Here is a 26,997-nt window from a genome sequence, read left to right as displayed (position 1 = left end):
GGCATCAGCCGTTGACGTAGGGCGGGCCGGCCTTGTTGATGATGGCGTTGTAGTCCTCGAAGATCTTCACGACCTTGGCGGCCGTCTCGCCCTGTTCGGCGATTTCCTTCCAGAACACCTTCGCCGCATCTTCGACGGCCTTCCATTCTTCGCTCGGGATGCTGGTGAGCTTCAGCTTCGTGCCCTCGGCGCGCAGCTTCGCCTCTCCGCCCCAGTACCACTGGTCGCGGTAGTTGTTGCCGGCCTCGATGGCCGTCATGACCAGCTTCTTCAGGTGATCGGGCAGTTCCGCCCACTTCTTCTCGTTGACGAAGAAGGAGCCGATCCAGGCACCCGAAATGTTGTTCGTCAGGAAGTGGTCCGTCACATCGGCCCAGCCGACCGTATAGTCCTCGGTGATGCCGGACCAGGCCATGCCGTCGAGTTCGCCGGTCTGAACGGCCACCTGCGCGTCTTCGTAGGGAATGGTGACGGGCACGACACCGAACTGGGTCAGGAAGCGGCCGGCCGTCGGGAATGTATAGAGACGCAGGCCATCGAGATCCTTGAGCGACGTGATCGCCTTCTTGGTGTTGAAGTGGCACGGGTCCTGCCCAGAGGACGACAGCCATACGACGCCGCCGACCTTTTCATAGGAGGACTTCCAGATATCGGCGAGACCGTACTGCTTGAACAGCACGGGCACGTCGAGGATCTGCTTGGTGGCGAGCGGGAAATAGCCGCCGAAGGTCGCGACATCCGCCGGCGAAGCCATGGAGTCGTCGTCGGAGTGCACGGCGTCGATCGTGCCGGCCTGGAGCGCGCGGAAGAGCTCGCCTGTCGGCACGATCTGGTCGGCGAAGTAGAGTTCGATCTCCAGTTCGCCCTGCGCCGCGGAATTGATCGCGTCGATGATCGGCTTGGTGACGTGTTCGCCGAGCGCGGCGCCCGCATAGGTCTGGAAGCGCCACTTGATGGTCGTCTGGGCCTTCACCACTGCGGGTGCCGCCAGCGTGGCGGCTCCGGCCGCACCGATGGTGACCGCGCCGGCGCGCGTAAGAAATTGCCGTCTGTTCGTCATGTCTCTATCCCTCTGGTTATATAACTCTTCTGGTGCCGGGCAGGCCGTTCATCCCGGTCGGAAAATCCTTTTTCTTCTGTCGGCCTCGTGGTGTCCATCGAATGCCCGGCGGCTCCCACCGCCGGGAACCCGGTCATTTGCTGTAGTAATTGTTCGGCAGCCATGTCGCGATTTCCGGGAACACGCCGATGATGATCAGGCTTGCGGCCATGATCCCGACAAAGGGCCATATCGACTTGTAGATGTCCCGCATACCGATTTCGGGCGGCGCCATCGCACGCATCATGAACAGGTTGTAGCCGAAGGGCGGCGTGATGTAGGCGATCTGGCACGTGATCGTGTAGAGCACGCCGTACCACACGAGATCGAAGCCCAGCTTCTGCACCAGCGGAATGTAGAGCGGTGCGACGATGACGAGCATCGCGGTATCGTCCAGGAACATCCCCATGACCAGGAACGAGAGCTGCATCAGCACCAGCACCTGCCAGGGCTCGAGGCCGAGGTCGCCGAGGAAGAAACGCTCGATCGATTTCACCGCACCAAGACCGTCGAACACGGCGCCGAAGCAGAGCGAGGCGATCAGGATCCACATGAACATGCAGGTGATGCCGAGCGTCTTCTGCAGCACATCGTTCCACAGCCGGGCGCTGAGGCGGCCACGCCACCAGGCGACGAGCGCCGAGGAGATCGCGCCAACGGCCGAGCTTTCGACAAGGCTCGCGATCCCGCTGAGGAACAGCCACATCATGAGCACGAAGATGCCGAGGGGAACGATGCCGGCCGAAAGTAGCCGCACCTTCTCGCGGAACGGCACATTGCGCTCCGACAGCGGCAGCGCCGGACCGAGCGCCGGGTTTACACGGCAGCGCACATAGACGTAGATCGCCATCAGCGCCGCCATCATCAGGCCGGGCAGAAGGCCGGCAAGCCAGAGCTGGCCGACCGGAACGCGGGCGATCATGCCGTAGAGCACCAGCACCACGCTTGGCGGCAGCAGGATGCCCAGCGTCGAGCCGCCCTGCACCACGCCCGTCATCATGACCTTGTCATAACCGCGACGCAGCAGTTCCGGCAACGCGATGGTCGCGCCGATCGCCATGCCGGCGACCGACAGCCCGTTCATGGCGGAGATGATCACCATGAGCCCGACGGTTCCGAGCGCCAGACCGCCATTGATCGGCCCCATCCAGACATGGATCGCCTTGTACATGTCCTCGGCGATGCCCGATTCAGAGAGCATGTAGCCCATGAAAACGAACATCGGCACCGTGAGCATCGGATACCATTTGACGAGCTTCATGGCAGACGAGAAGCCCATCTCGGAGCCGCCCTCGCCCCACAGCAGGAAGGCGGCGACAACGCCGACGAAGCCGATCACGGCGAAGACGCGCTGCCCTGTGAGCAGTAGCACCATCATGCCGGCGAACATCGTGATTGCGATGAATTCATAGCTCATGCGATCGGCCTTCCGCGCAATTCGGCGATATCCTTGAAGAGCGAGGAGAGCGACTGTGCGAGCATCATGAACACTCCGAATGTCATGACGATCTTGATCGGCGCCATATAGGGCGCCCAGGCGGTGAAGCTCTTTTCCTTGAACTGTATGGAGTAGGTCGTGCTCGAAATGCCGCCATAGAGCATGAACCCGAGGAAGACGATCAGCGCGATGCTGGTCACGATGTCGAAGATCGCGCGCTTGCGGACAGACCAGGTGCCGTAGAACAGGTCCATGCGGACGTGGTCGCCGGTCTGCATGGCAAAGGCACCGCCCAGCATATAGTAGGCGGCCATGGTGAACTGCGCAGATTCAAGCGTCCAGTTCGCCGGCAGGCGGAAGGCCTTGGACAGCGAGGAGTAGAGCAGGATCGCGAACATGGCGAAGATCAGGTACATCGCGACAATGCCGACGCGCCGGTTGAACGTGTCGACGAAGCGTACATAGCTCTTGATGATATCAGGCATGGTCTCTGCCTCCGTCGGCAGCGCCGGGTCTCTCAGCCGGACCATCCCTCCATTGCGATAACGCAAGCATTCGCTTCGCCTCTCCAGTTCGTTTTCAGTTCCGTTTCCACGGGCCGTTCGTTCCCAGGTCTTTTTTATTGAATTGCCGACAGGGCCGCGCCGAGCAGCCCCGTCAGATAGCCGGCCACGACCTCTTGACCGGCTTCGTCCTGAATAAGGTCGTTGCGGACCTCGATCATCACATTGGGAAGGCCCTTGGACAGGCCGTGCTCCCGAAGCGTGTGCGTCACGCCGTCATCCGGCCCATAGGGCTCGTTGCGGCGAATGGTATAGCGGCCGTCCGTGCCCGCGGCCGCCAGCATGGCATCGGCAAGGCGCGTATCGGCATCGTGCAGGATGCCGATCTCGACATCGCGCGGCTTGCCGAAATAGACCGGCGTGAAACTGTGCATCGTCACGATGACGGGTTGGCTGCCTGCCGCAATCCGCGCCTCCACGAGGTCGCGCAGCGTATCGCGGAAGGGAATGTAGAGCGCCTGGGTGCGGGCATCGCGCGCCGCCTGGTCGAGGCCGACATTGCCGGGCACGTCGAAGACTTCGCTCTTCTCGGGCATGGCGGCCGGCGATTCCGGCGGGCGATTGCAATCGTAGACGAGACGGGAGAAGCGCTGGAACAGCAGCGTAGCGTCGAGTTGCTCCGCCATCAGCCGCGAAACCGCGAGCGCGCCGGGATCCCAGGCGATATGGCTGGCAAGCGCCTCGACGGAAAGGCCGAGTGTGCCGAGCGACGCCGGTAGCAGGCGCGATGCATGTTCGCAAACCAGGATCACCCGGCCCTGCGCAACAGCATTCTCCAGGGCGACAGGGTCGCCCTCCTCTCCAGTCAGAATTGCCATAGCCTGATCCCCTCGACCGGCTTTTATCGTTACTGAAAAGAATTCTTCACTCAACAGCCGCTGTCAACCGTCGCGTGAAGAAATCTCTTCAAAAAAACATTTGACTCGAATTGTGACAGGGCGTTTTATCGTTGAAACCCTGGCGGAGACCGGGGCTGCAGGGGAAAAATTTGACACTCAATCAAGCATCTATGACGGTGTCGGATGTTATCGCTGCCCACTTCGATGCGCTGACACGCGCCGAACGGCAGCTCGCAACATCATTGCTCGACAATTACCCGGTCTCCGGGCTGGGCAGCATCACCACCGTGGCGGATAATGCTGGCGTATCGACACCCACCGTCGCCCGCATGGTGCAGAAGCTTGGCTTTCGCGGCTTCCCGGATTTTCAGACGCGCCTGCACCACGAACTGGAGGCGACGCTCTCCAACCCCATAACCAAGCATGACCGCTGGGCCGCGAATGCGCCCGGTACCCATATCCTGAACCGCTTCGCCGACGCGATCATGAACAATATGCGTCAGACGCTCTCTCAGGTGGAGACCGCCGACTTCGACAGCGCAAGCGCCCTTCTGGCCGACCGCCAGCGCAGCATCTACATCATCGGCGGCCGCATCACGAAGGCGCTGGCGGACTATCTGTTCACCCATCTCCAGGTCATCCGCCCGAACGTCACGCAGATCGCCGCCAATCCTGCATCCTGGCCGCATTACGTGCTGAACATGAAGGCCGGCGACGTGCTGGTGATCTTCGATATCCGCCGTTACGAGCAGGAGATGGAGACGCTCGGCCGCGTGGCGCGCGAGCGCGGCGTGGAAATCGTGCTCTTCACCGACCAGTGGGCCTCGCCGGTAGCCAAGGCCGCCGCGAAGGTTTTCCGCGTGCATATCGAGGCGCCCTCCGCCTGGGATTCCTCCGTCGTGACGCTGTTCATCGTCGAGGCGCTGATCGAGGCCGTCCAGAGTTCGGGCTGGGAGGAAACCAGCGACCGAATGAAGACGCTGGAGGGCCTGTTCGAGGCCAGCCGGCTTTTTCGCAAGCCCCGGCCGGAGGTCACCGACAAACCACGATAAATAAAAGAAAAAAGCGATACAGAACTGTCACATAAGGTTCATGCGCCACCAGTATCAGCTTCGCCGAAGTTGACTGACACACAAAAGGAGAACACCCGTGATGTCATCTACGAAACGTCTGCTCTCGCTCTCCACCGCGCTGGCGATCGCCCTTCCCTCGCTCGCCCTTGCCGAGCCGAGCGCCGAACTCATCGAAGCGGCCAAGAAGGAAGGAATGCTCACCACCATCGCCCTGCCGCACGACTGGTGCGGTTACGGTGACGTCATCGCCTCGTTCAAGGCAAAGTATCCGGAAATCCAGGTCAATGAACTGAACCCGGATGCCGGTTCGGCCGACGAGATCGAAGCCATCAAGGCCAACAAGGACAACAAGGGCCCGCAGTCGCCCGACGTGATCGACGTCGGCCTCGCCTTCGGCCCGCAGGCCAAGGCCGACGGCCTGCTGCAGCCCTACAAGGTCTCGACTTGGGACGAAATCCCCGACAGCATCAAGGACGCTGAAGGCTACTGGTACGGTGACTACTACGGCGTCATGTCGTTCTTCGTGAACAAGGACCTTGTTGCCAATACGCCGAAGGACTGGGCCGACCTCTTGAAGCCGGAATATGCCGGCCAGGTCGCTCTCGCCGGCGACCCGCGCACGTCGAACCAGGCCATTCTTGGCGTTCTCGCCGCTGGCCTTGCCAAAGACGCCAAGTCCGGGAAGGAAGCTGGTGAGGCCGGCCTTGCCTATTTTGCTGAAATGAACAAGGCAGGCAACTTCGTTCCGGTCACCGGCAAGTCCGGCACGCTGGCGCAGGGCTCGACACCGATCATCGTCGCGTGGGACTACAACGCGCTCGGCTGGGCCAAGACGCTGAACGGCAACCCGCCGACCGAAGTCGTGGTTCCGGAAAAGGGTGTTCTGGCCGGCGTCTACGTGCAAGGGATTTCCGCCTACGCGCCGCATCCGAACGCTGCCAAGCTGTGGATGGAACACCTCTATTCCGACGACGGCCAGCTCGGCTGGCTGAAGGGCTATTGCCATCCGGCACGCTTCAACGCCATGGTCAAGGCTGGCAAGGTTCCGCAGGACCTGATTGACGCCCTGCCGCCGGCGGCTTCCTATGAAAAGGCCTACTTCCCGACGCTCGAGGAAGTTGACGCCAACAAGGCTGCAGTCACCGGCGGGTGGGACAGCGTCGTCGGCGCAAACGTAGAGTAATACGCCCCTCACCGCCCCGGCAGACAGGCCGGGGCGGTGGCCACCAAGAGCCTATCCGGCGTCTGTACCGCCACCCCATGAGGCAATCCTGATGTCGTCAGACAGCTCACCAGCGAAGCAGCCAGACAATGCGTTGCGTTTGCCTCTGCACTGGCTTGGTGCGGTTCCCTTTGCCGTGTTCGTCATTCTGTTCCTGATCCTGCCGACGTTCCGCATCGTCCTGGGCGCTTTCCAAACCTCCGACGGCGGCTTCACGCTCGAGAATATACAGGGCCTATTCACCCCGACGATCCTCTCGGCTTATTGGGTTTCCATAAAGATCAGCGTGGCCTCGGCCCTGCTCGGATGTCTGGTGGGCTTTGCCGTAGCGGCTGCGGTCGTTCTGGGCGGCTTGCCCAGAGGCATACGCGGCCCGCTTCTCACATTCTCGGGGGTCGCGTCCAACTTCGCCGGCGTTCCGCTGGCCTTCGCCTTTCTCGCAACACTTGGGCCGGCCGGCCTGATCACGCTGTTTCTCCAGACCCAGTTTGGCATCAACCTGCGGATGCTCGGCTTCAACCTCCTGTCGTTCTGGGGTCTCACAATCACCTATCTGTTTTTCCAGATCCCGCTGATGATCCTGATCATCACGCCTGCGATCGACGCGCTGAAGCGCGAGTGGCGCGAGGCTGCACAAATCCTTGGCGCGACGAACGCGCAATATTGGCGCCTTGTCGCCTTCCCAATCCTGCTACCCTCCTTCCTTGGTGCCTTCGCCCTGCTCTTCGCCAATTCCTTTGGTGCGGTCGCTACAGCAATGGCGCTCACCGGCTCGTCGCTTAACATTGCGCCGATCCTGCTCTTCGCCCAAATCCGTGGCGACGTGCTCGGAAATCCGCATCTCGGCTATGCCCTCGCCTTCGGCATGATCGTCGTGACGGGCATCGCCAATGCGGTTTACATCTGGCTTCGTGCCCGCAGCGAAAGGTGGCTGAAATGAAGAGGTTTTGGGCCTGGGGCGCCCTCATCTTCGGGTTGCTCTATTTCCTTCTGCCGCTCATCGGCATGACCAACTTTTCGCTCAAAATGCGGCGCGGCGTTTATTCGTTCGATGCCTATGCTGTCGTTCTCAGCGATCCGCGTTTCCAAGAAACCTTCACCTATTCGGTAGTGATGGCGCTGTTCACCATCGCCTTCGGCGTGCTGCTCGTCGTGCCGACGGCCTATTGGATCCGCCTGAAGCTTCCAGGTCTGCGCCCCTATGTTGAATTCGTCACGCTCCTGCCGCTCGTCATCCCGGCCATCGTCATCGTCTTCGGCTATATTAGGCTCTACAACACCTCGAGTTGGCTGCCGCTGACAGGTAGCGTGACTGGCACGAACATCCTTCTTATGTTCGGTTATGCAACGCTGGCGCTGCCCTACATGTATCGCTCCGTCGATACGGGCTTGCGCGCCATCGACATTGCGACGCTGACGGAGGCCGCCCAGAGCCTTGGCGCCGGCTGGACCACGATCCTCGCAAAGATCATTCTGCCGAATGTGCTGGTCGCGGTTCTCTCGGGTGCCTTCCTGACCTTCGCCATCGTCATCGGCGAGTTCACTATGGCTGCTCTTTTGAACCGTCCCGCGTTCGGCCCGTATATGCAGCTGCTCGGCGCCAACCGCGCCTACGAGCCAGCCGCTCTCGCCGTGATCGCCTTCGGCATCACCTGGGGCTGCCTCGGCCTTATCCAGCTTGTCTCTCGTCTCCAGAAGGGCGCGCAAAGCCCCGCCTAAGGACCCTTTATGAGCTTCCTGACCCTCACCAGCCTCCTGAAGTCCTTCGGCACCGTCCAGGTCGTCAAGGATTTCAACATGTCCATCGAGAAGGGCGAGTTCATCTCGTTCCTCGGGCCGTCGGGCTGCGGCAAGACCACGGTGCTGCGCATGATCGCCGGCTTCGAGACGCCTTCCGGCGGCACCATCACCATCAACGGCAAGAGCCAGGCGAACCTGCGCCCCAACCAGCGCAACATCGGCATGGTCTTCCAGGCCTATGCGCTCTTCCCGAACATGAATGTCGCGGAAAACGTCGCCTTCGGCCTGAGGGTCGCCGGCCGCCCGAAGGCGGAGATCGACGCGCGCGTCAAGGAAATGCTCGGTCTCATCAAGCTCGATCACCTCGCCGACCGCTACCCCTACCAGATGTCGGGCGGCCAGCAGCAGCGCGTCGCGCTTGCCCGCGCGCTGGCGCCAAAGCCGCAGGTTCTCCTGCTCGACGAGCCACTGTCGGCCCTCGACGCCAAGATCCGCGTGTCGCTGCGCGAGGAAATCCGCATGATCCAGCAGCAGCTCGGCATCACCACCGTCTTCGTCACGCATGACCAGGAAGAGGCGCTGTCGATCTCCGACCGCATCGTCGTGATGAATGCCGGCCGCGCCGACCAGATCGGCACCCCCGCCGATATCTACAACCGCCCCGCCACGCGCTTCGTCGCCAACTTCGTCGGCACGCTGAACCTCATCGAGGCGAAGGTCGTCGATCCCGCCTCCCACCGTGTGTCGATCGGCGACCAGGGCGTCACCCTGCGCGAGCCGCTCGGAGACGTGAAGGTCGGTGACACGATCTCGCTGGCGCTGCGCCCCGAAGCCGGGTCGATCATGCCGGATGCCAAGGGCGATACCGCGCTCTCCGGCGACGTCGTCTCCACCAATTTCCTCGGCTCGGTCATCCGCACCCGCATGAAGGTCGGCGAAAGCGTCATCTCGTTCGACATGTTCAACAGCCCCGGCCTCGTCCCGCCGGTGGTAGGCGAGACCGTCACGCTGCACTTCGTAGCGAGTGACCTGCTGATCATCCGCGATTAGCAGTTCGTTCCCGCCTTCTGGCGAAGCTTGAAAAATTCTGTCGTGAAAGTCGTTATTTGCGTCGCCCGCGGATTTGATCCGCCGGCGTTTGCCCGTTATGGTCTGTCTGTTCTCAGGGCGGGGTGAAACTCCCCACCGGCGGTATCCGGAGCAATCCGGGAGCCCGCGAGCGCCTTTCGCGAATGAAAGGGTCAGCAGATCCGGTGCGATGCCGGAGCCGACGGTCACAGTCCGGATGAAAGAGAGCAAGCAGGACCACCGCCGCGTTGGCGGAAGTTCTGCGTGTTCGCCCAAGGGGACCGTTGAAAAATGGCTCAACCCTTGAAAGGCCTCAGACATGAATGCGAATACCACCCCCTCCTCCCGTATCGCCGTCATCCGCGCCCGCTGGCATGCCGGCATCGTCGATCAGGCGGTCGATTCCTTCGTCGCCGAATGGAAAGCGCTCGGCGGTCGCGCCGAGGATGTCGACGTGATCGACGTGCCGGGTGCGCTTGAAATTCCGCTCCATGCGCAGTTGCTCGCCCGCACCGGAAAATATGCCGCCATTCTCGGCGTTGCGCTCGTGGTCGACGGCGGCATCTACCGCCACGATTTCGTCGCCGGCACCGTGGTCGATGCCATCGTGCGCGTCGGCCTCGATACCAACGTGCCGGTTCTCTCGGCCGTGCTGACGCCGCACAATTTCCAGGAATCGGAAGCGCATATCGCCTTCTTCCGCGACCATTTCGTCATCAAGGGCAAGGAAGCCGCCAACGCAGCGCGCCAGATCATCGATGCCCGCGCGCAGGCCGCCCTCGCAGCCGTCGCTTGAATCGACACATCAACGACCGGAATCTCCCTGCCAGCGCAGGGCGGTAACACATTGAAAAGACAAACCGCAGACCCGGCCAACCGCCGGGTTTGCGATGTTGGTCACAAGGCAATGCATTGCCTTGTTGCGCGCCCGGCCTCCTGCATCCGATCGACATTCCGGATGGAATGCTAATGTGGGGGATGCGCGATTTACGGATAAAACACCTCTCCCTGCTTATCGTGCAGACGACCGCCTGTTGCGCGGGGTGCATGCCGGCGACCTGAAGCGTGCCGACAGGCCCTGCAAACCACGCGGCGTCATCGCGCGATGATCGCGCAAAGGCTGTACGGCTCAGACGCCACCGCCGTTCCCCGACATCGCCGCACGGGCTGTCTCGGAAGGCATGCACGGCGCCACCGGAACGCTCGTCCTTCCGGCCCGTGACGCGAGGCCGTCTTAACGACAGGGGAACAGCGCGATGTCGAAATGGTTCAGAGAACATGCCCCCATGGATGCCGGCGCGCTGACGGACGCCTTCATGCGCCTCAAGCGCGGCTCGATTTCGCGGCGCCAATTTCTAGGCATCACCGGGCTCGGCCTTGCGGCCGCCGTGCTCGCCCGCCAGCCGGGGTTTTCTTCGGTCGCCCATGCCAGCGGCGATCTCGGCGCCAGCATGGCGATTGCGACATGGCCGAACTATCACGACCCCGCCACCTTCGAGGCCTTTACCGCCGCAACCGGCGTCGCGGTGGAGGTCAGCATCTTCGGCTCGAACGAGGAGATGCTGGAAGCGCTTCAGACCGACAGCGCCAGATGGGATCTGTTCGTGCCGACGAACTACACGATCTCCACCTATTCCCATCTCGGCCTGATCGATCCGCTGGACCTGTCCCGCCTGCCGAATTTCGACGCACGCACCCAGAATGCCCGTTTCACCAGACAGGGCACCGCCGAAGGCAAGGTGTATGCGCTGCCGAAGAACTGGGGCACGACCGGCATTGCCTACAATACCGACAAGGTGACGGTCACGAGCTGGAAAGAATTCTTCGCAGCCGCCATGGACGAGGCAGATGGCCGCGCGATCGTGCACGACTACCAGCTCACCGCCATCGGCAATGCCCTCGTCGCGCTCGGCTTTTCCTTCAACTCGGTGAAACCCGAGGAGCTTGCAAAGGCCGAGGAACTGTTGCTCCAGGTCAAGCCGCATCTCTATGCCGTCACCAGCGACTATCAGCCGGCCATGCGCGGCACTGACGCCTGGATGACCATGTGCTGGACCGGTGACGGCGCACAGCTCAGTCGCGACGTGCCGGAGATCGCCTTCACCCTCGGTTCGGACGGTGGCGAGATCTGGTCGGATTTCTACGCCATTCCAAAGAATGCACCCAACAAGCCAGCCGGCTACGCGCTCTTGAACTTCCTGATGGACCCGCAGAACGCAGTGCGGGAGCACATCGCCAACGGCACGCCGGCCACCGACAGCCGCGTCGTCGCCCTGCTGCCGGCCGAAATCACCGGCAACAGGATCGTCTATCCCGACGAGGCCGCGCTCACCCCGCTCGAATTCGGTGCCGCGGTGACACTGACCGATCCGGCACGCGCCGAGGTGATGGCGCGGTTCAAAGCAGCCTGAGCGGCAACCGGTCTCAGACCGAACCGAGCGGCCCCTGATGCACGACGATGCGCGCGTGATAGGGAACGCGCTTATAGAGATCGATCACATCCTGATTGATCAGTCGCACGCAGCCCGACGATGTCGCCTTGCCGATCGACTTCCATTCCGGCGAGCCGTGCAGGCGATAGAGCGTGTCCTTCCCGTTCTGGAAGATATAGAGCGCACGCGCACCGAGCGGGTTCTTGATGCCGGGCTCCATGCCACCGTTCTCGACGGAATATTTGGCGAGGCTCGGCGTGCGCGCGATCATGTCGGCCGGCACCTTCCAGCGCGGCCAGGGCTGGCGCCAGTGAATGATACCCTCGCCTTCCCAGGCAAATCCGTCGCGGCCGATGCCGACACCATAACGCATCGCCGTGCCGCCGGGCTCGACCAGATAGAGGAAGCGGCCAGGCGTATCCACGACGACAGTGCCGGGCGCCTCGCCGGTCGGATCCTTCACGCGCTGGCGATAGTATTTCGGATCGATCTCCTTGTAGGGGATCGCGGGAATGAGATGTCCGCCATCCTCGACAGCCGCATAGCGCGCGGCAAGCTCCTCGTCCGTCGCCGGTACGATCGGGTAGCTGACCTTCTGCGGAACAGGCACGTTCTTCACGCCGCCTTCCGTGGTTGCACACCCCGCCAGCGTCGCTGCAGCCCCCACGAGGAAGGCCCTGCGCGACAAGACACCGATCTCAGACATTTCTAGAAACAACTCCTGCAAGTCCCGTATGGATGCAGGATCGCTAGCCAACGGCGATGCCGGCGGCAAGCAATTGGAAGATCACATCTTCGGGATGCACAGCGTTACCGCCGCTGCCGTTGCCTTCAAGACACGGCAGCGGTCGGAACGCGATCAGGTCGACTGGCCGGCCAGCCAGTTGTGCCAGTCGTTCTCGCTGCCGACGAAGACGTTGAGATCGATCTTTCCACTCACGCCATGCGACAGGCCCGAGCCGGAATACTGCCAGAACAGCCAGCGGCGGTTCGGGTAACGCACCGATGGATGCGCGGCGACCGAACGCAGCCAGAACGGATATTCCTTCAGCTCGCCCGACAGGTTGTCGGCATAGAAGTCCGGTGCGGTATAGATGATCGGCCGCTTGCCGTAATGGCGCTCCAGCCGCTCGGCGAAGACGCGGATCTTCTCGACATACTGCGCGCGCGTCAGGCGGCGCTTGCACTTTGATTCACCGTTATATTCGGCGTCGATGACGGGCGGCAGCGCGTCCGGGTCCTTCGGCACGTTGCGGATGAACCAGTCCGCCTGCTCGCTGGCCACGCGGCACCAGTAGAAGAAGTGATAGGCCCCGCGACGGATGCCCGCCTCCTTGGCGGCGCGCCAGTTGTGGCGGAACATCGGGTCGGTGTGGTCGCCGCCGTCGGTGGCCTTGATGAAGGCGAAGTTGGCGCCCTGCGTGCGCAGCTTCATCCAGTCGATATCGCCCTGCCAGCGCGAAACGTCGACGCCATGCACCTGATAGTGCTTGGGCGCGTGCTTTCCGAAATTGATCGGCTTGGCATCGCGGAACTGCTGGCTGTAGATGCGTGAGCGCTTGCCCAGCTTCCCGATGGACGGCATCTCGGCCGTTTCGGCGGTATCCGTCGGACGCGCGGTGGGGCGCACGGCCTTTTCGGTCACGCTTTCGAAGACCTGGGTTCCCGGCACCGGCCCGGCCCAGGCGAGCATTTCGCTCGCACCCTCGGCCTTCACCTTGCTCTGGCCGACTGCGACTTCCGGCACCGGCCCGCTCGCCTTCACCGAACTCGTCGTCTCGCGCGACGGCTTGATTGACAGGACCGTTTCGGGACCTGCGCTCGAAGCGCAGCCCGCCAGGGTAACACAGCCAAGGAGGGCCGCCGTAAGAATCGAAAGACGCATAGGCACTCGCACGCAAAACTAACCGGAGCCCGCCCTCTCGATGCCGGGACGGAATTACTAACGGAAGATTACCGCGAAATGTTAAATGCAACGTTTACAGCTGACTGAGACATTTCAGTCACTTAAGGCGGAATGCCTCGCGTTTTCTGACAATTGTTATTAATCTCCCGAAACGGCCCCAAGGCCGAGGGATAAGGCAGGCAGCGCCAGCGGCCCCGCCAGACGGCATCATCCCAGCGAGATGTGGCCGATGTCCTTCCTCTTGATCTCGTCGAACGACTCGTCATAGCCCGCATCCGCATAGCGGATCACGCCAAGCGAGGTGTCGTTGGTCAGGGCATGTTCGAGGCGTTCGGCCCCGCCGTCTGTTCCGTCCGCCACCAGCGTTACGCCGCAGCTCGTCATGTAGCCGGCATAGCCGCCACCACCGGAATGCACGACGACGAGATCGGCCATGGACGAGCAGAGCAGCATCGCATCGAGCAGCGGCCAGTCGGCGATGGCGTCGGAGCCATCCTTCATCCGCTCCGTCATGATGTTGGGGTGCGCCATCGCGCCGGCGTCGAGATGGTCGCGCGAGAAAGCGATCGGCCCCTTCACTTCACCTGCGGCGACCAACTTGTTGACCGCCAACGCCAGCGCGGTGCGCTCGCCGTGCCCTAGCCAGGCAATGCGCGCAGGTAAGCCCTCGAAGGGGATGTTCTCGCGCGCAAGGCGGATCCAGTTGGTGACGATGGAATTGTCCGGAAACATCTCCAGCACGAGGTCGTCGATGCGCGCGATATCGCTCTCTTCGCCCGACAGCGCCATCCAGCGGAACGGACCGATGGCGCGCGCAAAGAGCGGGCGCAGATAGGCTTCCGTGAAGATCGGGATGTCGAAGGCATTGGCAACGCCGCCTTCCCGCGCCTGTGTGCGGATGAGGTTGCCGTTATCGAAGACTTCCGAGCCCCTTTTCTGGAACTCCAGCATGGCCGAGACATGCTCGACGATGGAAGCGCGGCTCGCGGCCATCAGCTGCCCCTGCCCGTCGTCACGCAGCCCCTTCACCTGGTCGAGGCTCATGCCCTTCGGCACATAGCCGTAGACGAGGTCATGCGCCGAGGTCTGGTCGGTGACGATGTCGGGCACGATCCCGCGCCGCGCGATCTCGGGGTAGACCTCCGCCGCATTGCCGACGAGGCCGATGGAGGTGGCGCGCTTTTCCTTCACCGCCGCATCGATCATGGCAAGCGCCGTGTCGAGATCCGGCGCGACATGTTCGAGGTAGCCGACCGCCTTGCGTGCTGCCGCCCGTGCCGGGTCGATATCGACGCAGAGGATGGCCGCCCCGGCCATGCGGCCGGCAAGCGGCTGCGCGCCGCCCATGCCGCCAAGCCCGGCCGTCAGGATGAAGCGGCCGGCGAGACTGCCGCCGAAGCGCTTTTCGGCAATGCGCATGAAGATTTCATAGGTGCCCTGGATGACGCCCTGGCTGCCGATATATTGCCACGCACCGGCAGTCAGGCCGCCCCAGCAGATCAGCCCCTTGCGCTGGAGTTCATAGAACACCTCCGCCTTCGCCCATTGCCCGACGATGTTGCAGTTCGCCATGATGACGAGCGGCGCCTTGGAGTGGGTCTTCAGCAGCCCCACCGGCTTGCCGGACTGGATGACCAGCGTCTGGTCCTCGTCCATCTCGGTCAGCGCCTTGACGATCGCCCGATGCGCCGCCCAGTTGCGCGCGGCCTTGCCGAGCGCGGCATAGACGATGAGATTGTCTGGGTCCTCGCCGACCGACAGCACGTTTTCGAGCAGCCGCAACAGCGCCTCCTGCCGCCAGCCCTTGGCGCGCAGCACGGGGCCGGACGGGATCGGATAGTTCGGGTGGCGGGCGTTCGGTTTGGGCATGGGTGTCTCCTCATATATTCGTGGGGAGGCTCACCCCCTCTGCCCGGCAGGGCAGAGGGGGTAACGCGGCTGTCTTCTCCTAAACCACCGTCTCCAGCGCATACCGCGCCAGCTCGATCCCCATCGCCTTCTCCACCGAGGGATAGACCGTCGGATCCAGCACGCTCGAGGCAAGCGGAATGATCGTCTTGGGCACATGCAGCACGAAGACCGACATGCCGACCTCCAGCTGTCCGACGCTCAGCGGCTCGCCCTCTGGCGACAGCGTGGTGATGACATCGGGGAAGGTCGCAAGCCGTGTCCCGTCGGCGGTTTCAACCGCCATGTACTCGTTCATCACATGAAGCACCGAAGCCTTGTCGCCCTTGCCGAGGGTCACCGTGCCGATGTCGAAGGCTTCCTTCGTGTAGACCACGGATTTGTCGGTGATCGTGCCCTCGGTCAGGATGCCGCCGCCCGTCGTCTTCACGATGGCATCGATGATCGCCGAGCCGCCCCTGCCTTCTGCCGCAAGGATCGCTTCGCCCAGTTTCAGCGCCAGGGAGATGCCGCCGAGCGCCGCATTCCTGCGCACATAGGAGGCGCGCAGCGGGTTGCGGCACGAGGCGATGAAGCCGCCGGACATGTCAGAGGCGGTGCGCAGGATCGGCGAGACCTTCGCCGTCGCGCCGCGCACGACGAGTTCGATGTACCGGTTTTCATCACGATTGCCGCCAACGGCGGTCTGGATCATCTGCTCGGGCGAGCCGGCCATGCCGATCGAGCCCATGTCGCCGGTCGGGTGCGCGCGCATGTCGCCCACTGCATCCAGCACCTTTGTACCGAGGATCGCGGACGGCAGCCAGCCGTTCAGCGTCGATGACTTGCCGTTCTGCCCCACCATCAACGCCGCGACCTTCTCGCCGAGCGCTTCCTGAAGCAACTCGACGGCCTTGACGTAATCGACGCCGCGCATCTCCCAAGGCGTGGTCGAGGCCGGCGCGCCGATGGCGGCCGCCGTCGCCACCCAGTCGTCGTCTGAGAGTTCGTCGATGGACACCAGTTCCGGCTTGCCGATGGAAACCGCCGCATGGCCCAGCATACGCCCGTGATCGGCCCAGCCGCCACCGCCGGCGGCGTAGACCGAGCCGCCCCGAACGGCCGCCTCGACGTCTTTTTCCTTTAAAATCCGGCCCATTAGACGTTCTCCTGAATCAGTTTCTCATCCAGCTGAATCACCGCGTTAAAAAGCACCGCCGCGCCGAGCGCGATGTCGTCGATCTCGGCGAATTCCTCCGGCGCGTGGCTGCGCCCGCCAAGGCACGGAACGAAGATCATCGCAGCCCGCGTCACCTTCGCCATGAAGGCCGTGTCGTGCCCTGCACCGGAGGCCATGCGGCGATGCCCGGCGCCGACCGCCTCGCAGGCCGCATCGAGAACGTCGAGCAGCAGCGGATCGCCGGGGGTGGGCATGTTGTCGGAGATGCGGCGCGGCGGCGCGATAACGGTGCCCGTCTCCCGCGCGATCTGGTCCGTGAGCTGGTCCACGGAGGCGGCGAACACATCCATGGTGGTACGCTCTTCCGCACGTGCATCGATGAGCAGGCGTGCCCGCGACGGCACGACATTGGCGGCATTCGGTTCGATGGAAAATTCACCCACCGTCGCGGTGAAATGGCCGGGGCCGTCGGAAAACGATTTCGCCAGCGCCTCGATGCCCGTCACCAGCCTTGCCGCCGCCGCCAGTGCATCGGCACGGGCGCCCATCGGCGTCGTGCCCGCATGGTCGGCGCGCCCCTCCACGATGATCTCGATGCGCGTGATGCCCGCAATCGCCGTCACCACGCCGATGTCGAGCTTTTCCGTCTCCAGCACCGGCCCCTGCTCGATATGCAGTTCAAGGAACGCCGCAATGTCCCTGCGCGCTTCGGCGACAATACGTGAAGGATCGCCGCCGGCATCGCGGATGCCCTGCGCCAGCGTCAGCCCCCCGCTGTCGCGCGTCAGCCAATCTTCAGGCAGCACACCGGCCATGCCGCGGCTGCCGATGCAGGAGACACCGAAAACAGAGACTTCCTCGGCAAGAAAATCCACGACCTCCAGATCATGATCGAGTTCGATGTCCTGATCGGTGAGCGCACGCGCCACTTCCAGCGCCACCGCGACGCCCGCGATGCCGTCATAGCGTCCGCCATCAGGCACCGTGTCGGAATGCGAGCCTAGCATGATCGTGCCGCGACCGGGCACGCGGCCCGGCCGGCGGCCGATGAGATTGCCTGCCGCGTCGATGCGCGTCTCGAGCCCCGCGGCCCGAAACGCATCGTCAAGAAAATCCCGCCCTGCCGGGAACAGAGCGGTAAAGGCACGCCGTGTGTAGGGCCGTCCCGGATCGGTGAGCCGGGCAAGCCCGTCGATCACATCAGCGATGCGCGCTGGATCGACCGGCAGATTGGTTGAACGGGCCATCCTCAGGCCCCCCTGGAAACGAGCGTCGGCAGCGGCCGCACGAAGGCGCCGGTACCCGGTTCGGCAAGCACGTTCGTGCCATCGAAGGCGAGCCTGCCACGCAGATAGGTGCCCGAGACCCGCCATGGCAGGCGGATGCCGTTATAGGGCGACCATCCCACGACATTGTTGCCGCTCGCGGCCGCATCGTAGGTGTAAGGCTCAGGCGTCAAAACGGTGATGTCGGCATCCTTCCCCGCTTCCAGCGCCCCCTTCACATGGTCGAGCCGGAAGTGACGTGCCGGGTTCAGCGTCATCAGTTCGGCCGCGCGCGTCAGCGGAATGCCGCGCTCCAGTGCGCCCTTGACGAAGAGCGGCACCATGACCTCCAGCCCCGGCACGCCGGATGCATTAGCCAGCATGTCCGGGTTCGTCTTGCGGTCTTCCGACCAGCTGACATGATCGGTGGAAACCAGCGTGACATTGCCGGCGGCGACGTGTCGCCAGAGCTTTTCCACCTCGGCGCGCGGACGGATCGGCGGGTTGATCTTCGCCTTGCCGCCGAGCCGGGCAACGTCATTTTCCTCGTCGAGAACAAGATAGTGGATGCAGCATTCGATGGTCGCGCGGCGTCCTTGCGCACGGTAGGCGGCGGCGATCTCATAGCCGCGGCCGAGCGAACAATGCACGACATGCGCCGGACATCCGGTCTGCGCGCCCGTCTCGTAGATCTGGTTGGAGGCAAGCAGCTCCGTCAGCGGCGGGCGCGACAGGCCGTGCGCGCGATAGTCGGTGATGCCCGCCGCCTTGACCTTGGCGATCGCCGCCCGCACCGCCTCGTCGTCCTCGTTATGCACGCCGGCGGTCAGCCCCGTCGGGGCGATGGCACGGAAGCAGTCTTCGAGCAGCGCGGCGGGAATGCGCGGAAAACGCTTCGGGTCCGTTCCGAAGGTCGAAAACTTGAAGGCCGCAACCCCCGCCTCGACCATTTCGCCGATGCGTGCCGGCCCTTCTTCGGGATCGACGGTGCCATAGAGCGCGAAGTCGACGCGTGCCTGCGGCGCGGCATGATCGACCTTGATCTTCACCGCCGCCGCCGAGCAGACGAGGTTGCCCTCGTCATAGGGCATGTCGACGATGGTGGTGACGCCGCCCGCCGCCGCTGAGCGCGTCGACCAGATGAAATCCTCCTGGTTCTTTTGCGAGAGCGAATGGACCTGCGCATCGATGGCGCCGGGCAGGATCAGCGCGCCCGAGAGGTCGTGCCGCTCTTTCGCCGCCGGCATCGCGCCCTGTCCCACATGCACCACCTTGCCGTCGCGAACCGCGACATGGCCGCCTTCGACAATGCGGTCCGCCAGGACGACGGTGCCTTTCACAACGAGATCGAAATCGGCCATATCGTGTCTCCGTCAGGCTTTGAGGGCGAAGAAGGTGTCGAAATCGGCCATCGGCGCCGCATCGAGGAAGGCGGCCAGCGCGCCCGGGCAGGCGAGATCGCGGTCGAGCGCCTCGATTTCCGCGGAAAGCGGCCGGTCCTTGCGGTAGAACGGGCTGATGGCGCGCGTGCGCTGGTAGGCGATGGCGGCCACGCCCTCGACATTGTCGCCCGAGAGATCAACGGCCTGCGCCGACAGCATGGCTTCGAGCGCGGCAAGCTGGCGAAGGTCGCGCACCTGGCTTTCCATGCGCTCGACGATCAGCGGCAGGAAGGTCGCCTCCTCCTCCAGCCCGCCCGCCACGACGATCGACTGCGCAGAGATCGGCACGGCCAGCGACTGAATGCGCATATAGAGCTCGACTGCGAGCTTCAGGAGCGGCCCGAAGCCGGTCGCCGCCTCGCCGGGCGCAACGAGATTGACCGGCAGGTTACGGCGCACGCCGTTCGCCAGCAGCACGCAGCGGTTCAGCACGTTTCGGGCAAGATGCGCGAACCCCGTCTGCGCGGCCTCGACATAGAGCGTGGTCGAGAGCGGCAGCGAGCCGCCGGAGGCCATGATCACGCCGTCGATGACGACGGGGTTGTCATCCGATTGCGCGGTCGCCTCGACGATGCGCTCTGCCGCGTTCATCAGCGTATCGAGGCTGGCGCCGAAGACCTGCGCGGTCATGCGCAGGCTGAGCGGATCGTGGATCGCCGATGGCTTGGGCCAGTGGCCCGAGGCGGCCTGCGCCTCGAACCAGCGCCCGGCCATCGCCTCGCCATGGGCCGAAAGGCGCGCGGCGACCCGCCAAGGATCGGCAGATGCCCCGAGCGCCAGCGACGAGAGAACGCCTGTCACCATGAGGTTGCGGATTGCCTTGGCCGCCTCGCGCACCACGTCGGCTGCGGCGGCATGCGAGATGGCGTTGACACTGAGGGCGGCGAGCGCATCGCGCGGCTGCATATGATGAGGTTTCAGCCCGGCCCGCTTCAGTGCCTCCGCGGCCGGCACACGCTCGCCGCGATACCACGCCTCGCCCTCGCCCATGAGCACGGCAGCGATCTGGCCCATCAGGCCAATATCGGCGCAGCCCATAGACCCGTGCCGGCGCACAACCGGCACGACATCCTTTTCGAGCAGCGCGAGGAAGGCATCGATCAGCTCCGGACTGCACCCGGAATAACCGCCGAGCGCCGTGTTCACCCGGATCGCCATGGCCTTGCGCACGATCGGCAGCGTGAAGGGCTCGCCCGTGCCGAAATGATGCGCCTTGACGAGGTTATTGTTGAACTCGACGAGATCGTCGGCCGTCCACAGCTTGTCCTTCATCGATCCGACGCCGGTATTGGCACCGTAGATGGGCAGGCCAGTGGCGAGTCGATCGGTCACGACATGCCGCGCCGTCACGATCCGCCCCATGCCCTTCTCGCAGGCCACCGCATGCCGGCCCGCCCGGCCGATCGCCTCCAGCGCGGTGAAATCGAGCGGCTGACCGGTGAGATAGAGCGTATCGGCGGAAGCGAGCATGTCCCCAAAGCCTGTATCGAGTGCAGCATCGGAAAAGCCGCGCTGGCTTTTCCGGCAATTGCAGAAAAGTACGGGATGGATGTTAAGCGCAACACAGCACAAACAGATATCCCAAAATCCGCACGCCCTATGCTATAAGCCGAACATCATCCGCTAAACGAAAGCGCCGACCGTGGATCTGGCCACCCTCAGCCTCGTGCACGACATACTCGAACAGCGCGGCATTCGCCGGGCCGCCGCCCGCGCCGGCCGGCCGGCCTCCAGCGCAAGTGCGGCACTGCGACGGGTCGAAGCCGCCCTTTCGGTGCCGCTTGTTCGGCGCGACGGGCAGGCGCTGGTGCCCACGCTGGAGGGGGAAACCCGCCTGCCACATTTTGCCGAGATCGCGCGCGCCGCGGCGACGCTTTTGTCGCTCGGGCAAGGCACATCGGCCGGGCGCGCCATCCCACTCGCATCGCTCTCTCGCTTCGCCGCCGCTGCCAAGGCCGGCAGCATCAATGCCGCTGCCAGAAGCCACGGCCTCGGCCAGCCGCAGCTGACCCGTCAGCTCGCGCATCTTGAGAAGGCCATCGGCTGCACGCTGTTCGACCGTTCGGCAAAGGGCATTACCTGCACGCCGGCGGGCCTTGAAGCCCTTGCCCTTGCCGAGCACATCACCACCGCCTGGGAAACGCTCGCCGCTGCCTCCACGGAGCGTTTCCGGCGCAGCGCCGCAACCTGGCGGCTCGGCGCCATCATCCCCTTCGGCCATGAAAGCGAGATCGCCGGCATGCTGGCGCGCCTCGCGGTCGAGTGGCGCGCCGCCCGCCCGCGCCAGCCGCTCTTCCTGTCGTCGACAACGGCCGATGAACTGGTTTCCGGTCTCAAGAACCGCCGTTTCGACCTGATCCTGCTCGATACCGACCGCTATCCCGTGGAGTTCGATGGCTGCCTGATCGACCAGTCGCAACTCGCCCTCGCCGCCCCCCGCGACCTGAAGGAAGACGACCGGCAGGAACTCGCGGATCTCATGCGCCGCTATCCGATTGCCGTACCGAGCCCGCGCAGCGGCCTGCGCCAGATGACGGACCGTTTTCTGGAGGCCACGCTCACGCCGGCCGAGCGGGCACGCCTGACGCTGGTGGAGGTGGATTCCATCCCCGTCATCATCAACCTCGTGCTGAAACACGGCCACCTTGCCATCCTGCCGGAGAACTCACTGGCCAATATCAGCCCGCCGCCGGCGCTGCTGCCGCTCGGCCCGGCCTACCGCCAATCGCTGAGCCTCGTCTGGCCGCGTGACACGCTGTCCCGCCAGGCGGCGGAAACGGTGATCCCCATCCTGTCGCGGCGTGTGCCTTAAACCTTGACGCCTGCGCGCAGCCGCCGACGCGTCTCCGTCGGGCTTTCGTGATAGTGCGCGCGGTAGCTGCGCGAGAAGGCCGATGACGAGTTGAAGCCGGTAAGCGCGGCGATGTCGGCAAACTCCGTCTTGGTCTCTATGACCTTGCGTCGAGCCGCGTTGAGGCGCAGTGCCAGATAGTGCTGATGCGGCGCCACGCCCATCGATTCCTGAAACAGGTCCTGCAAATGCCGCGCGCTGATGCCCACGCGTTTGGCCAGCCGCGCGAGCGTCAGAGGCGCATCGACCGTTTCCTCCATCAGCCGCACCGACTGGCTGACGCGCTGGTCGGCAACGCGCATGTTGCCGAGCGCCGGCACCTGCAGGAGACCGCCGGTGCGCTCATGTTCGTAGATGAACAGCCGCGATACCTCCAGCGCAAGCGAATAGCCCTGCCTTCGGCGAATGATTTCCAGCATCAGGTCGAGCGTCGGCAGCGATCCGCCGGAGGTGACACGCTTTCCGTCGATGACATAGCGCTCCCGCATCACGGCAATCTGGGGATAGCACGAAGCGAATTCCTCCATGTCCTCCCAGTGAACGGTCACGGAGTAGCCGTCCAAGAGGCTCGCCTCCGCCAGCAGCCAGCTTCCCGATTCGATGCCCGCCATCATCGTCCGGTAGCGCGCGGTCTGCGAAAGCTGGCGCCGCAACAGAGGCGTCGCACTCATCTGCCATTGATAGCTCGACAGCACGAAGAGCGGCGCCGTCTCCTTCTCCGGCCGGAACACGCCGTCGACGGGAACGGGAATGCGGCTGCGCGTCTCGATGGGTTGCCCATCCGGCGAGAACATCCGCCAGCGGTAAAGCGCCTGGCCGGAAATGCGGTTGGCCGCGCGCAGGGGTTCGATGACCGAGGCGACGAGGATGAGGTTCGTCTCGGGCAGGATGAGAAGATCGATGTCGAGCGTATCGGAGGAGAGGTCGAGCATGACGCAAGCATGCAAATGCACCTCTCAAATTGTCAAGGATAGATCTGAAAAGTGAAAGCATTGCGCCGTCTCTTGGCTCGTAATGGCCTTAACGAGAATACTGGGAGAACGAGAATGCCTCTTTCGATGAACCGCGACGTCTTCATTACCTGCGCTGTTACCGGCTCCGGCGATACCGCAGGCAAGTCGCCGCATGTGCCGCGCTCACCCAAGCAGATCGCCGAATCCGCGATCGACGCCGCCAAGGCGGGTGCCGCCGTCGTGCACTGCCATGTGCGCGACCCCGAGACCGGCGCGCCCAGCCGCCGCAACGATCTCTATCGCGAAGTCACCGAGCGCATCCGTGACGCCGAAGTCGACGTGGTGCTCAACCTCACCGCCGGCATGGGCGGCGACATGATCTTCGGCGGCACCGAACAGCCGCTGCCGCTGAACCCTGTCGGCACCGACATGGTGGGCGCCACCGAGCGCGTGTCCCACGTTGCCGAATGCCTGCCGGAAATCTGCACGCTCGATTGCGGCACCATGAACTTCTCGCTCGGCGACTATGTGATGACCAACACGCCGTCGATGCTGCGCGCCATGGGCAAGATGATGACCGATCTCGGCGTGCGCCCCGAAATCGAAGCCTTCGATACCGGCCATCTCTGGTTCGCCAAGCAGCTCGTCGAAGAAGGCGTCATCGAGGATCCGGTCCTCATCCAGCTGTGCATGGGCATTCCGTGGGGCGCGCCTGACGATCTCAACACCTTCATGGCGATGGTCAACAACGTGCCGTCCAACTGGACCTTCTCGGCCTTCTCCATCGGCCGCAACGCCATGGCCTATCCGGCCGCGGCCGTGCTTGCCGGCGGCAATGTCCGCGTCGGCCTGGAAGACAACCTCTACGTCGCCAAGGGCCAGCTCGCCACCAATGCGCAGCTCGTCGACAAGGCCGTCAACATCATCGAAAGCATGGGCGCCCGCGTCATCGGCCCGGCCGAAGTGCGCGAGAAGCTGAAACTGACGAAGCGCGCGCCGCGCGGTTGACGGGAACGGCAGCGCCGCGCCCTCATCCGCCCTTCGGGCACCTTCTCCCGTGGGGGAGAAGGAGAATGTGGCAAGGCGGGCATCCTTCCCTTCTCCCTGCCGGGGAGAAGGTGCTGGCAGGCGGATGAGGGGGCGGCCGCTCCATGTGTGAAAGCACGCGGGCGCAGGCAACCGACCACAAAATACAAGGGAACGACAGCATGAGCACCATCCACAAGGCAGCCTGCATCGGCGGCGGCGTCATCGGCGGGGCCTGGGTCGCGCGTTTCGCGCTGGCCGGCATCGATGTGAAGATTTTCGATCCGCACCCGGAAGCCGAGCGCATCATCGGCGAAGTCATGGCCAATGCCGAGCGTGCCTATGGCATGCTCACCATGGCGCCGCTGCCGCCGAAGGGAAAGGTCACCTTCGCCAAGAGCATTGAGGAAGCCGTCGAAGGCGCTGACTGGATTCAGGAAAGCGTGCCCGAGCGCCTCGAACTGAAGCGCGGCGTGCTGAACCAGATCGATGCCGCCGCCGACCCCAAGGCGCTGATCGGCTCCTCCACCTCGGGCCTCATGCCGACCGACCTGCAGCGCGACATGAAGCATCCCGAGCGTCTGTTCGTGGCGCATCCATACAACCCCGTCTATCTCCTGCCGCTTGCCGAACTCGTCGGCGGCCAGAAGACGTCGCGCGCGGTGCTGGAAGACGCCAAGGCCAAGCTCGCGCCCATCGGCATGAAGGGCGTCATCATCAACAAGGAGATCGAGGCCTTTGTCGGCGATCGTCTTCTGGAAGCCGTCTGGCGCGAAGGCCTCTGGCTCATCAAGGACGATATCTGCGATACCGAGACGCTCGATGACGTGATCCGCTATTCGTTCGGCATGCGATGGGCGCAGATGGGCATGTTCGAGACCTACCGCATCGCCGGCGGCGAGGCGGGCATGCGCCACTTCCTCGCGCAGTTCGGTCCCTGCCTGTCCTGGCCGTGGACGAAGCTCACCGATGTGGTCGACCTGAACGATGAACTGGTCGCGAAGATCGCCGACCAGTCGGACGCCCAGTCCGGCGCACGCGGCATCCGCGAGCTGGAGCGCATCCGCGATCAGAACCTCGTCGGCATCATGCACGCGCTGAAGGCCGGCGATGACGGCAAGGGTTGGGGCTCCGGCAAGCTGCTCGCCGATTTCGAGGCGCACCTGTGGGCCAAGGCCGGCAAGGCGAAGGTCGAGGTCTCTGCTGCCGAACCGCTGCGCCTGCTCGATACCAAGGTCAACGCCGCCTGGGTCGATTACAACGGCCACATGACCGAACACCGCTATCTTCAGCTGTTCGGCGACACCTCGGATGCGCTGCTGCGCCTTATCGGTGTCGATTTCGATTACGTGGAGGCCGGCCACAGCTATTACACGGTGGAAACCCACATCCGCCATCTCGGCGAAGGCAAGCTCGGCCAGGCGCTCTACACGACGCTCCAGCTTCTGTCGTCCGACGCCAAGCGCCTGCACTTCTTCACCCGCATCCATGACGCGGCGACGGGCGACGTCATCGCCACCGCCGAGCAGATGATGGTCCATGTCGACTCGAAGGCCGGCAAGAGCGTCGAGGCACCGGCGGAAGTGCTCGCGAAGATCAAGCCGATCGCCGAAGCCCATGCGACGCTCCCGATGCCGGAAGGTGCCGGCAGGAGCGTGGGGCAGAAGCGAACGTAAGGCGCGAGACCTTACCCCTCTGCCCTCCGGCCATCTCCTCCAAAAAGGGACCTCGGCCTGGACAAGGCAGTGCCACAATTCAATCTCCCCCCTTGTGGGGGAGATGGCCGGCAGGCCGGAGGGGGGTGACCAAACGCACCTCCAGTAAAGAGAATACTGGGAGAACAATGCAATGAACTTCGCACTTACCGACGAACAGCAGATGATCGTGGACACGGTTCGCCTGTTTGTCGAAACGGAAATCTATCCGCATGAAAACGAGGTCGAGCGCACGGGCCACGTGCCGCCGGAGCTCGGCCAGGAGATCGCGCGCAAGTGCAAGGACATCGGCTTCTTCGGCTGCAACTTCCCCGAAGAGGTGGGCGGCGCCGGCCTCGACCATACGTCCTTCACGCTGGTCGAGCGTGAGCTTGGCCGCGGCTCCATGGCGCTCACCGTCTTTTTCGGCCGTCCTTCGGGCATCCTGATGGCCTGCGAAGGCGAGCAGCGTGAAAAATACCTGTTGCCGGCCGTCAGCGGCGAGAAGTTCGACGCGCTCGCCATGACCGAGCCCGATGCCGGCTCAGACGTGCGCGGCATGAAATGCTTTGCCCGCAAGGACGGCGACGACTGGGTCGTCAACGGCACCAAGCACTTCATCAGCCACGCCAATATCGCCGATTTCGTCATCGTCTTCATCGCGACGGGCGAAGAGGACACGCCGCGCGGCAAGAAGAAGCTCATCACCTGCTTCCTCGTCGATCGCGGCACGCCCGGCTTCGAAATCCGCGAGGGCTACAACTCGGTCTCGCACCGCGGCTACAAGAACTGCATCCTGAATTTCGACGAATGCCGCCTGCCCTCCTCCCAGATCCTGGGCGAGGTGCACAAGGGCTTCGACATCGCTAACGACTGGCTCTATGCGACGCGCCTGACGGTCGCCGCGACATCCGTCGGCCGCGCCCGCCGCGCCTTCGACTACGCGCTCAACTACGCCGCCGAGCGCAAACAGTTCGGCAAGCCGATCGGTGCGAACCAGGGTGTGTCCTTCAAGCTGGCCGACATGATCACCGAAATCGATGCCGCCGACCTGCTGACGCTCTCGGCCGCCTGGCGGCTCGATCAGGGCCTGCCGTCGAACCGCGAAATCGCCTCGGCCAAGGTCTATGCCACGGAAATGCTCGCGCGCGTCACCGACGAGGCGATCCAGATCTTTGGCGGCATGGGCCTGATGGACGACCTGCCGCTCGCCCGCTTCTGGCGCGATGCCCGCGTGGAACGTATCTGGGACGGCACATCGGAAATCCAGCGCCACATCATCAGCCGCGACTTGCTGCGGCCACTGGGAGCGTAGTCAT

23 protein-coding genes and 1 riboswitch are annotated in these 26,997 nt (G+C 63.9%); of the genes, 11 read left to right on the top strand and 12 right to left on the bottom strand.

Features of this window, described 5'->3' with window-relative positions:
• Positions 1 to 4 precede the first annotated feature (4 nt).
• From MKI86_RS05300 to MKI86_RS05285, 4 genes are all read right to left on the bottom strand, one after another.
• On the bottom strand, positions 5 to 1,060 hold the full coding sequence (locus MKI86_RS05300; RefSeq protein ID WP_241598325.1) for a TRAP transporter substrate-binding protein: 1,056 nt from the start codon (positions 1,058 to 1,060) through the stop codon (positions 5 to 7).
• Positions 1,061 to 1,193: 133 nt separating this feature from the next.
• A complete protein-coding gene (locus MKI86_RS05295; protein ID WP_241598323.1) occupies positions 1,194 to 2,516 on the bottom strand; it encodes a TRAP transporter large permease in 1,323 nt (440 codons plus the stop codon).
• Entirely contained in the window at positions 2,513 to 3,022 is a 510-nt protein-coding gene (locus tag MKI86_RS05290; protein WP_241598322.1) for a TRAP transporter small permease subunit, read from the bottom strand. Before MKI86_RS05290 ends, MKI86_RS05295 begins: the two co-directional genes overlap by 4 nt.
• Before the next feature lie 134 nt (positions 3,023 to 3,156).
• Complete coding sequence (locus MKI86_RS05285; RefSeq protein ID WP_241598320.1) at positions 3,157 to 3,918, bottom strand: N-formylglutamate amidohydrolase; 762 nt, start codon at positions 3,916 to 3,918, stop codon at positions 3,157 to 3,159.
• 191 nt (positions 3,919 to 4,109) lie between these two features.
• Between MKI86_RS05285 and MKI86_RS05280 the strand changes: the two genes are divergently transcribed.
• The 7 genes from MKI86_RS05280 to MKI86_RS05250 all read left to right on the top strand — a co-directional run bounded on the left by MKI86_RS05280 (position 4,110) and on the right by MKI86_RS05250 (position 11,453).
• Entirely contained in the window at positions 4,110 to 4,991 is an 882-nt protein-coding gene (locus MKI86_RS05280; RefSeq protein ID WP_370879909.1) for a MurR/RpiR family transcriptional regulator, read from the top strand.
• A 100-nt stretch (positions 4,992 to 5,091) separates the two neighbouring features.
• Entirely contained in the window at positions 5,092 to 6,195 is a 1,104-nt protein-coding gene (locus MKI86_RS05275) for an ABC transporter substrate-binding protein (protein WP_370879890.1), read from the top strand.
• A gap of 91 nt (positions 6,196 to 6,286) precedes the next feature.
• The gene (locus MKI86_RS05270; protein ID WP_241598315.1) at positions 6,287 to 7,174 is read left to right on the top strand and encodes an ABC transporter permease; all 888 of its coding nucleotides are present in this window, start codon (positions 6,287 to 6,289) and stop codon (positions 7,172 to 7,174) included.
• Positions 7,171 to 7,953, top strand: a complete 783-nt coding sequence (locus MKI86_RS05265; RefSeq protein ID WP_241598314.1) for an ABC transporter permease — start codon at positions 7,171 to 7,173, stop codon at positions 7,951 to 7,953. Before MKI86_RS05270 ends, MKI86_RS05265 begins: the two co-directional genes overlap by 4 nt.
• A 9-nt stretch (positions 7,954 to 7,962) precedes the next feature.
• Positions 7,963 to 9,024 carry an ABC transporter ATP-binding protein gene (locus MKI86_RS05260; protein ID WP_241598312.1) on the top strand — a complete coding sequence of 354 codons (1,062 nt, stop codon included), beginning with the start codon at positions 7,963 to 7,965 and terminating at the stop codon, positions 9,022 to 9,024.
• 104 nt (positions 9,025 to 9,128) lie between these two features.
• Positions 9,129 to 9,275: riboswitch (FMN riboswitch) on the top strand.
• A gap of 86 nt (positions 9,276 to 9,361) precedes the next feature.
• The gene (locus MKI86_RS05255; RefSeq protein ID WP_241598310.1) at positions 9,362 to 9,838 is read left to right on the top strand and encodes a 6,7-dimethyl-8-ribityllumazine synthase; all 477 of its coding nucleotides are present in this window, start codon (positions 9,362 to 9,364) and stop codon (positions 9,836 to 9,838) included.
• 460 nt (positions 9,839 to 10,298) lie between these two features.
• Positions 10,299 to 11,453: an ABC transporter substrate-binding protein gene (locus MKI86_RS05250; protein ID WP_241598308.1), complete on the top strand. Its 1,155-nt coding sequence runs from the start codon at positions 10,299 to 10,301 to the stop codon at positions 11,451 to 11,453.
• A gap of 13 nt (positions 11,454 to 11,466) precedes the next feature.
• Here MKI86_RS05250 and MKI86_RS05245 read toward each other — a convergent pair whose 3' ends face one another.
• The 7 genes from MKI86_RS05245 to MKI86_RS05215 form a co-directional block, all read right to left on the bottom strand.
• On the bottom strand, positions 11,467 to 12,180 hold the full coding sequence (locus MKI86_RS05245) for a L,D-transpeptidase (RefSeq protein WP_241598307.1): 714 nt from the start codon (positions 12,178 to 12,180) through the stop codon (positions 11,467 to 11,469).
• Positions 12,181 to 12,333: 153 nt separating this feature from the next.
• Positions 12,334 to 13,359, bottom strand: a complete 1,026-nt coding sequence (locus MKI86_RS05240; protein WP_241598304.1) for a glycoside hydrolase family 25 protein — start codon at positions 13,357 to 13,359, stop codon at positions 12,334 to 12,336.
• 228 nt (positions 13,360 to 13,587) lie between these two features.
• A complete protein-coding gene (gene ertB, locus MKI86_RS05235; protein ID WP_241598302.1) occupies positions 13,588 to 15,249 on the bottom strand; it encodes a thiourocanate hydratase in 1,662 nt (553 codons plus the stop codon).
• 79 nt (positions 15,250 to 15,328) lie between these two features.
• On the bottom strand, positions 15,329 to 16,426 hold the full coding sequence (gene ertC, locus MKI86_RS05230) for a thiohydantoin desulfurase (RefSeq protein WP_241598300.1): 1,098 nt from the start codon (positions 16,424 to 16,426) through the stop codon (positions 15,329 to 15,331).
• Complete coding sequence (locus MKI86_RS05225) at positions 16,426 to 17,694, bottom strand: Zn-dependent hydrolase (RefSeq protein WP_241598298.1); 1,269 nt, start codon at positions 17,692 to 17,694, stop codon at positions 16,426 to 16,428. The genes ertC and MKI86_RS05225 overlap by 1 nt, the downstream gene beginning before the upstream one ends.
• Before the next feature lie 2 nt (positions 17,695 to 17,696).
• Entirely contained in the window at positions 17,697 to 19,073 is a 1,377-nt protein-coding gene (gene ertD / locus MKI86_RS05220; RefSeq protein WP_241598295.1) for a hydantoin-5-propionate amidohydrolase, read from the bottom strand.
• A 12-nt stretch (positions 19,074 to 19,085) separates the two neighbouring features.
• Positions 19,086 to 20,624, bottom strand: a complete 1,539-nt coding sequence (locus MKI86_RS05215) for an aromatic amino acid lyase (protein WP_241598291.1) — start codon at positions 20,622 to 20,624, stop codon at positions 19,086 to 19,088.
• A 172-nt stretch (positions 20,625 to 20,796) separates the two neighbouring features.
• Here MKI86_RS05215 and MKI86_RS05210 point away from each other — a divergent pair, with 172 nt between their 5' ends.
• A complete protein-coding gene (locus MKI86_RS05210; RefSeq protein ID WP_241598289.1) occupies positions 20,797 to 21,966 on the top strand; it encodes a LysR family transcriptional regulator in 1,170 nt (389 codons plus the stop codon).
• On the opposite strand, the gene MKI86_RS05205 is transcribed toward MKI86_RS05210, so the two are convergent.
• Positions 21,963 to 22,937 carry a GlxA family transcriptional regulator gene (locus MKI86_RS05205; protein ID WP_241598287.1) on the bottom strand — a complete coding sequence of 325 codons (975 nt, stop codon included), beginning with the start codon at positions 22,935 to 22,937 and terminating at the stop codon, positions 21,963 to 21,965. The two genes, MKI86_RS05210 and MKI86_RS05205, sit on opposite strands and share 4 nt — an antisense overlap.
• Positions 22,938 to 23,051: 114 nt before the next feature.
• On the opposite strand from MKI86_RS05205, the gene bcoG reads away from it, so the two are divergent.
• From bcoG to MKI86_RS05190, 3 genes are all read left to right on the top strand, one after another.
• Complete coding sequence (gene bcoG / locus MKI86_RS05200; RefSeq protein ID WP_241598285.1) at positions 23,052 to 23,966, top strand: 3-dehydrocarnitine:acetyl-CoA trimethylamine transferase BcoG; 915 nt, start codon at positions 23,052 to 23,054, stop codon at positions 23,964 to 23,966.
• A gap of 200 nt (positions 23,967 to 24,166) precedes the next feature.
• The gene (locus MKI86_RS05195; RefSeq protein WP_241598282.1) at positions 24,167 to 25,660 is read left to right on the top strand and encodes a carnitine 3-dehydrogenase; all 1,494 of its coding nucleotides are present in this window, start codon (positions 24,167 to 24,169) and stop codon (positions 25,658 to 25,660) included.
• Positions 25,661 to 25,832: 172 nt separating this feature from the next.
• On the top strand, positions 25,833 to 26,993 hold the full coding sequence (locus MKI86_RS05190) for an acyl-CoA dehydrogenase family protein (RefSeq protein ID WP_241598280.1): 1,161 nt from the start codon (positions 25,833 to 25,835) through the stop codon (positions 26,991 to 26,993).
• Positions 26,994 to 26,997 lie beyond the last annotated feature (4 nt).

The organism is Shinella sedimenti, from assembly GCF_022601905.1.
GTDB classification, from domain to species: Bacteria; Pseudomonadota; Alphaproteobacteria; order Rhizobiales; family Rhizobiaceae; genus Shinella; species Shinella sedimenti.
Note: the sequence above shows the minus strand (reverse complement) of the source record. Positions and strands in the feature narration are given on the sequence as shown.